This window comes from Novosphingobium naphthalenivorans NBRC 102051 (assembly GCF_001590985.1).
Classification (GTDB): Bacteria; Pseudomonadota; Alphaproteobacteria; order Sphingomonadales; family Sphingomonadaceae; genus Novosphingobium; species Novosphingobium naphthalenivorans.
This window is the reverse complement of the sequence record NZ_BCTX01000053.1, coordinates 1-5827: the sequence shown is the minus strand read 5'-3', so window position 1 is coordinate 5827 and position 5827 is coordinate 1. Positions and strand designations below refer to the sequence as shown.

Annotated in this window: 6 protein-coding genes and 1 tRNA gene; 4 read left to right on the top strand and 3 right to left on the bottom strand. The window is 60.4% G+C overall.

Going from position 1 to position 5827, the window contains the following annotated elements; translation table 11 throughout:
- Positions 1-190: hypothetical protein (locus NN5_RS26355; RefSeq protein WP_067735718.1), on the top strand; the 190-nt coding region annotated here is incomplete at its 5' end.
- A gap of 34 nt (positions 191-224) precedes the next feature.
- Here NN5_RS26355 and NN5_RS16540 read toward each other — a convergent pair.
- A tRNA-OTHER gene (locus NN5_RS16540) sits at positions 225-306 on the bottom strand.
- Between the two features lie 94 nt (positions 307-400).
- On the opposite strand from NN5_RS16540, the gene NN5_RS16535 reads away from it, so the two are divergent.
- A complete protein-coding gene (locus NN5_RS16535) occupies positions 401-1675 on the top strand; it encodes a tyrosine-type recombinase/integrase (protein WP_067735715.1) in 1275 nt (424 codons plus the stop codon).
- Here the strand turns inward: NN5_RS16535 and NN5_RS26350 are convergent.
- Positions 1663-1872, bottom strand: a complete 210-nt coding sequence (locus tag NN5_RS26350) for a DUF5818 domain-containing protein (RefSeq protein WP_276308679.1) — start codon at positions 1870-1872, stop codon at positions 1663-1665. The two genes, NN5_RS16535 and NN5_RS26350, sit on opposite strands and share 13 nt — an antisense overlap.
- A gap of 12 nt (positions 1873-1884) precedes the next feature.
- On the bottom strand, positions 1885-2544 hold the full coding sequence (locus NN5_RS16530; RefSeq protein WP_013832718.1) for a lytic transglycosylase domain-containing protein: 660 nt from the start codon (positions 2542-2544) through the stop codon (positions 1885-1887).
- A 126-nt stretch (positions 2545-2670) separates the two neighbouring features.
- Here NN5_RS16530 and NN5_RS16525 point away from each other — a divergent pair, with 126 nt between their 5' ends.
- Both NN5_RS16525 and NN5_RS16520 read left to right on the top strand, forming a co-directional pair.
- Positions 2671-3579 (top strand): DUF7146 domain-containing protein, encoded by a 909-nt coding sequence (locus NN5_RS16525; protein ID WP_067735712.1) that lies wholly within the window; start codon positions 2671-2673, stop codon positions 3577-3579.
- 232 nt (positions 3580-3811) lie between these two features.
- Positions 3812-5827 (top strand): strawberry notch-like NTP hydrolase domain-containing protein (locus tag NN5_RS16520; RefSeq protein WP_373280342.1); only part of this gene is annotated, 2016 nt, incomplete at its 3' end.

Below are 5827 nucleotides of genomic sequence, written 5' to 3'. Positions count from 1 at the left end.
ACCGCTGCGCCCGATCGTACTCGCGCTGACGCTGGCCATGGCTCTCACCGCCTGCGGCAAGCGTCAGCCGGACTTCGACGAACGCTACGACGCGGCGAGTGCCAGGATCAGCGAGGCGGCAGCGGATATCGACACCCGAATCGCGGCAAGCGGTTCCCCGCAGGGCGAGGCGACGGACGCCGCGCGCTGATCCGCGCGTTATCATCATGATCGGTGGTGGGGGGTGGTGGACGCACTAGGGCTCGAACCTAGGACCCGCTGATTAAGAGCTGAAATCAGAGGGTCCTTGCGCTTCCGCATGCGTCCAAAAATGGCTGAAATCCGCGATTCATAGTCCGCATTGTTCTTGAAATGTTCGCCAGTATCCACTATAAAAAGCTACCTAAGGTAGCAGGGACATATGGCGAACAAAGTTGGTTTGACGGATGCTCGGATCGCAGGTTTGAAAGCGCCTGCAAGCGGGCAAATTGAGGTCGCTGATGGCATCGTGACCGGTCTGCGGCTCCGAATGGGAGCGAGCGGCACCAAAACGTATATCTTGCGTAAGCGCGTTCAAGGTAAATGGTTGAACGTGACTATCGGGCGGCATGGCCCGAATTTCACTCTTGCACACGCCCGTCGGAAGGCGCGGGACCTGCTCGTCGACGTTGAGCAAGGCAAAAGCATCGCCAGAAAGCCGGGAGCAAAGAAGAAGGGATCGAAGGGTGTCGGCACCGTCGCCGAGCTATACGAGACATATCTGGCTCAACAGATCGTTGGCAAAAAGCGGAGCGCGAATGAGTTCGACCGGGTTTTCCGCAAGTACATCGAACCTGAGCTAGGCGACCGCCTCGCCGATTCGATCACCCGAAGCGACGTCAGCCGCTTCGTAGAGAAGATCGCATTTGAGCGGGGCAAGGAAACCCTGACGATGGCTCGCATCGTTTATCGGCACCTTTCGACGTTCTACTCATGGGCGCTCACCAGACTTGAACATTTGCCAGCCAATCCGTGCCGGGACGCCTGGCGCCCAAAAAGGAGCGAGCCTCGCGACCGGGTGCTCAGCGATCGAGAGGTCGCTGCACTGTGGCAAGCCGCCGTCGAGGATGGCTATCCGTTTGGTCATCTTGTGCAGATGTTGATTCTCACGGCCCAGCGCCGGGGAGAGGTGCTCGACGCCACTTGCGACGAATTCGACTTCAAGGGGAAAGTTTGGACTGTACCAGGAGATAGAGCGAAAAACGGCAAGGCAAATGTGGTGCCTTTATCCGCACAGGCCCTCGAGGTCGTCACCGACATCTTCGCGGCCGCCGGGATCGCGCCTGAAGACGCTCACAGGCAATCCCAAATTCTACTGGCATCCAAGGTCACCAGCACAAACAGTGTCAGTGGGCTGTCAAAGGCCTGGAAGCGGATAAGGGCAAGCGTGGACGAGAAACTCGGCTATGAAGCCGCTCATTTTACCATGCATGACATTCGCCGGACGGTGGCGACCGGACTGCAGAGGATTGGAATACCGCTGGTCGTTTCAGAGGCCGTTCTCAATCATCAGTCCGGCTCGGCAATGGCTGGTGTCGCCGGGGTCTATCATCGGCATCAGTACACGAATGAAAAACGCGAAGCTCTCGCGCTGTGGGGCAGGGAGGTTCTACTGCTCGTCGCGAAGTATCCGCCGCAGGACAGTCAGGAAGAATGACTCTCCACCCCAAGCCAGTCGGCGCGTATCCGATCCATGCCCGCGACAACGCCGTCAACGGTCACTGTATATCCGATGAAGTCCTCACCGACATCATCGCCTTCGATAATCCAGACATCGTCAGCAGCAGTAGTCAGGATCATTCCGCGCCTGCCACGGCTTAATGTCCCCGATACGCGTATTCGACCCGCGCTCACAACCTCCCCCTTTCAAAAACGCCAATGGCGCAGCACTTCGCGCACATAGGCCGGCGTCTCGCCATTGCGAGGAATACCGCCTGCGCGCTCGACGGCTCCTGGACCTGCGTTGTAGGCAGCGAGGGCCAGATGAACCACCCCGAACTTGTCCAGCATCTGGCGTAGGTATCGGGCCGCACCCAAGATGTTCGCCTTGGGATCGAAGCGATTTGAAACGCCAAGGTCCCGCGCTGTCCCTGGCATCAATTGCCCCAAACCTGCGGCCCCGGCCTTGCTGATGGCCATCGGATTATATCGTGATTCCGTCCATACAAGAGCGTCGAGAAGGCCGCTTGGTAGCGAGTATTGAGCCTCAGCAGCGTAAACATGAGGAAGGTAGCTTGCCCGACGGAATCCCGATGGCGCGCTGCCTTGGGGCTTTGGATATCGATAGGGCAGATAGGTTCGACCCGTATCGGTAGCCGGCGGCTCGGACCAGATCGTTGGAGGCTTTCTCCAAATGCCATGTTCGACGAGAAGGAAGCCATCAGCCCCTTCTGCAACGCGGAAGCCGTCGGTCGTCAACTCCGAGGCAACGGTCATCTGAGGGGGCTCCATCTCCTGCGCGTGAGCGGGGAGGACGGACCCAAGTCCTGTCGTTGCCCCTGCAACTACTGCCCATTTCAGTCTCATTCCCGAATCCTTTGGTGGTCGAATCGGGAAAGAACATATATAGAACATGTGATGTAGGAAAATGAAACGTCAGCGACGCAGAGCGGAGGCTGCGCGGGTGGAGGCACGTTACGATGGAGATGCCCCATGCACCAACACCGATCATCCCAATTCCAAGGTCTGCAACTGGAAAACCGCGCGCGCAAGATAGTCGAGCAGCTGGGCGGTGCCTGGTCGCGTTCGCGCGGAATGTGCTGCTGCCCGGCCCACGACGATCGCACTCCTTCGCTAAGCATCACACTCGGAAAGCGCGCAATTCTTGTTCATTGCTTTGCCGGCTGCACGAACGAGGCGGTGATAGAAGCCATGGCCGGGCTCGGAATACGAATTGCGGACCTGTTCGATGGCACGAGTGGTCCGATCGTGGCCGAACCGCGCGAGGAAGTCGCCAATCGCAATGCGCTGAGGCTCTGGCGTGAGGCATCGACCATCGCTGGCAGCCCCGCCGAGAAGTACCTCGTGTCCAGAGGCATCACGATTTCTTCGCCGGAGCTGCGTTTCCACCCGCATATGCCGCTGGGGCCAAAGGGTGCTGTCCGGTTTCTACCCGCGATGGTGGCGGCCGTGCGCAATGATGCAGGAATTCTGGCGCTGCACCGCTCCTTCCTTGACCTCGACAAAACCAGCTTGGCTTCTTTCGATCAGCCCAGGCGTGCGTTAGGCAGCCCCGGTTCTGGGGCGGTGCGTTTCGCGTACCCGAATGGGGGACGCCTTGGCCTCGCAGAGGGAAACGAAACGGCCCTCTCCGCGATGCAAATATTCAATGTTCCCTGCTGGGCGACGCTGGGAAACGAACGCTTCGGCCTGGCCGCAATCCCGGAATCGGTGCGCCAGCTGTATCTCTTTGTCGACAATGATGCGGGCGGGCACCTTGCTGAAGAGCGTGCGCGAGAGGCCTACGCTTGCGAAGGGCGGCTGATTGTTACCAGGCGTCCGGAGCTAACCGGCGACGACTGGAATGATGTGCTCATGCGCTCAGTCCGAGCTGCGGTCTGAATGTCGGTGAGAGGAAAGCGGGCTTGGGGCCTTGTGAGGCCCCCGGGCGGATCCATCCGAACGGACACCCGGACAAACCCAGGGCCTCTTCAGGAGGTCTCTCATGTCACACGCAAATACCGCTTTCGCATTCTCCGATCCCGCCGAGCCGCAAGTGTTGGCAGCGGCGAGGGCGCTGGCCGCGCGGCTCGCTGCAGATCAAGCAATTTCACGGCTCACTGTGAATGCAACAATGGCCGATCATTTCGGCGGTAGCGACGCCGAAGGACGCTGGTCCGTACGCGATGCCCATGCAGCACTTGAATTGGCGCAGGTGCTATTCCTGGCGCAGGCAACTGAATTCTCACCTGCAATGTCATCCAGCTTTGCCGATGAGGCTTTCACGCGCCTTGAAGGTCTGGTCCCGACCCAGTCCAACCGGAGCGACGAGCAGATCGAGTGGCAACAATTCGCAACGCCGCCTCGTCTGGCCTGGATGGCTGCAAAGGCATGCGCGATTTCTGCCGCTGAACTGGTTCTCGAACCGTCGGCCGGGACCGGGATGCTGAGCGTATGGGCGGCAAAGGCAGCGGCGCGTCTCGCTCTCAACGAGATATCGCCGCTGCGCCGCGAATGTCTGGGCGCTGTGTTTCCGGAAGCGACAGTCACGGGATTTGACGGGGAACTGATCGACGAACTTCTCACGCCCGACGTGGGGCCAAGCGTGGTGCTGATGAATCCGCCCTATTCACACGGAATCGAGAGGGGCCACGATAGTCGCACTGGCGATCGGCACTTGCGTTCTGCCTGGAAGCGCCTTCTGCCCGGTGGCCGCCTGGTCGCAGTGATGCCCGAATGGTTCGAGCTTCCGAAGTTTCTTGTCGGGATCGCCGGTCCCGTCTCGTTGCGTCTCAACGCGACGATCGAGCGCGGTTTCGTCAAGCACGGCACCTCTATCTCAACCCGGCTCGTGGTTCTCGACAAGGCTGAGGATGGTAACAGCCCGATCATCGCCCAGCCGGCAAACTTTGCCGAGCTTCATTTGCTGATCGATATGCTCCCTGACCGGGTAAGCCTGCCCGCCGAACCCAGCATCGGCACCAAGCCAGCCTTGCCGCTTCGACTGGTGGCGAACAGGACGAAACCAGTTCCACTTAAGGTCCATCCAACCGATGCGGCGCCGTCGATCCTGCCGCTTGATTTTACTCCGCTCGAAGCACCTGCGCCGATCGAAAGCCAGGTTGGGCATTATTTGCCCTACCGGCCGAGCCGGATCTCGATTGCAGATGCTGTCCCGCATCCGACCCCCCTAGTCGAATCCGTTGCGATGGGTTCGATAACCGCACCCGTGCCCGAAGTGGTGCCTCAGCTTCCGTCGAGCCTCATTGCTGGGGGCGCCCTATCCGCTGCGCAGGCCGAGACCCTGATCTATGCCGCAAGCGCGCATGCCCGCGATCTGCCGGGACGGTTTGAGCCCGACGACAAGGGCTGCGCCTTGAAGGCGAGCGCCGAGGGGCACGCCTACCGCATGGGCTACTTTCTTGGTGACGGAACTGGTGCAGGGAAAGGACGGCAGGTCGCTTCCGTCATCCTCGATCGGTGGGTGAGGGGCGAACGGCGCCACATCTGGATTTCCAAGAACGAAGCTTTGCTCGAAGATGCCCGCCGCGACTGGAGCGCGCTCGGCGGCCTTCCCATCGACGTCCAGCCCCTTGGCCAATGGAAGCTCGGTGTCCCGATCGGGATGCGCGAGGGCATACTCTTCGTGACTTATCCGACACTCCGTTCGGGTCGAAGCGACGCGACCCGCCTCGATCAGATTCTCGAATGGGCAGGGGAGGACTTCGACGGGCTCATCGTCTTCGACGAAGCCCATGCGATGGCCAACGCCGCAGGCGGGGAGGGCTCACGTGGTAAGGTCAAAGGATCGGAACAGGGCATTGCCGGTGTTCGCATCCAGAATCTGTTGCCGCGCGCTCGCGTGCTCTACGCATCGGCGACCGGGGCATCCGACGTCAATAATCTCGCCTATGCCACCCGTCTTGGCCTGTGGGGTCCCGAGACGGCTTTTGCCAATCGTGAAGCCTTCGTCGCAGACATCCGCGATGGCGGTATCGCTGCAATGGAACTGGTCGCGCGCGATCTGAAGTCACTGGGGCTGTATGCGGCGAGGGCCCTTTCATTTGCCGGAGTCGAGTACGAGATTCTGGAGCATTGCCTGACCCCCGACCAGGTAGCGGTTTACGACGCCTATGCGGACGCCTGGGCG